This is a genomic window from Cupriavidus phytohabitans, assembly GCF_000426345.1.
Lineage (GTDB): Bacteria > Pseudomonadota > Gammaproteobacteria > Burkholderiales > Burkholderiaceae > Cupriavidus.
Genome location: NZ_AUFE01000222.1, coordinates 1 through 1,581, shown reverse-complemented (window position 1 = coordinate 1,581; position 1,581 = coordinate 1). Strand labels below are relative to the sequence as shown.

Sequence of the window (1,581 nt, the reverse complement as noted above, 5' to 3'; positions counted from 1 at the left end):
ATCAGTCCTGTCCTGATGAACCTGTTCATGCACTATGTGTTCGATAGCTGGATGCAACGAGTGCACCCGGCATGCGTGTTCGCACGCTATGCCGATGATGCGGTGGTGCATTGCCGCACTGAGGCGCAGGCACAGGTCGTGATGCGAGCGATTGCGACACGGCTGGCAGCCTGCGGGCTGACGATGCATCCGGAGAAGTCGAAGATCGTGTACTGCAAGGACAGTAACCGTACCAATGCGTATCCGAACGTGCAGTTTACGTTCCTGGGCTTTACGTTCCGACCCAGAGAAGCGCAGAGTCATCAAAACCGGCGCTTTACCAGTTTCCTGCCGGCGGTGAGCAGCGCTGCGCTCAAGCGGATGCGTGAGGTGGTGCGGGGCTGGCAATGGTCGCGCCGAAGTACGGCGACGCTGGACGAGCTTGCGGAGCAATGTAATGCAGTCATTCGTGGTTGGTGGAATTACTATGGTGCTTTCTATCGTCGGGCGATGCGCGGTCTGTTCCGCTACATCGACCGCAGGCTGCAACACTGGGCTCGGCGCAAGTACAAGGCGCTCGCGCGGCGAAAGCGGCGCAGCGCGCAGTGGCTGTGCATGATGAAGGAAGCCCAGCCATGGCAGTTCAACCACTGGGGACAGGCTGACTGGAAGGCTGGATAACGGGAGCCGTATGAGGCGAGAGTCTCACGTACGGTTCTGGGAGAGGTTCGGGGTGAAACTCCCCGGGCCTACTCGCCTTGCGAAGGAGTCGCGGTGAAATACGCCCTGGTCAGCCAAATGCGACCCCAGTATCCGGTCCCTACCTTGTGCCGCCTGCTCGGCGTTTCTGTCAGTGGTTACTACGCCTGGTGCAAGCGTGCAGCTTCGTCTCGCCGGCAAGCCGAGCCACGCCTGGAGGCAGAGATACAGGCTGCGCATGTTCGCACTCGCGAGACCTTTGGCCCTGAGCGCTTGCAAAAAGAGCTTGCCGGGCGCGGGGTCGAGGTGGGTGTGCACCGCATCAAACGATTGCGGCGCAAACTTGGACTGCGCTGCAGGCAGAAACGCAAGTTCAAGGCGACGACGAATTCGCGCCACAATCTGCCGGTGGCCCCGAATCGACTCGACCAGTCCTTCAGCGTTGACTCGCCGAACCGGGCCTGGTGCGGTGACATCACGTATGTGGCCACCGACGAAGGCTGGCTTTATCTGGCGGGATTGAAAGACTTGTATAGCGGCGAGATCGTGGGCTATGCGATGAGCGAACGCATGACCAAACACCTGGTTATGCAAGCCTTGTTCCGGGCGGTGAGCGCGCATCGACCCGCGCCCGGGCTAATCCAGCATACCGACCGTGGCAGTCAATATTGCGCCCACGATTACCAGGCGCTGCTCAAACAGTTCCAGATGCGGGCCTCAATGAGCCGGCGCGGCAATTGCTACGACAACGCTCCGATCGAATCCTTCTGGGGCACCCTGAAAACAGAACTGGTGTACACCCGCCGCTTTGCCACACGCGCGCAAGCCCAGCAAGCGATCACCGAATACATCGAACTGTTCTACAATCGCCAACGCACCCAGGCACGTCTCGGCTATCTATCG

At 60.1% G+C, this 1,581-nt stretch carries 1 protein-coding gene and 1 pseudogene; both read left to right on the top strand.

Annotated features, from left to right (window positions below; translation table 11 throughout):
• A partial coding sequence (locus K309_RS0134860; protein ID WP_029050469.1) for a reverse transcriptase domain-containing protein occupies positions 1–660 on the top strand: 660 nt, incomplete at its 5' end.
• Positions 661–1,581 (top strand): annotated as a pseudogene (locus K309_RS0134855) (IS3 family transposase); the annotation flags it as partial.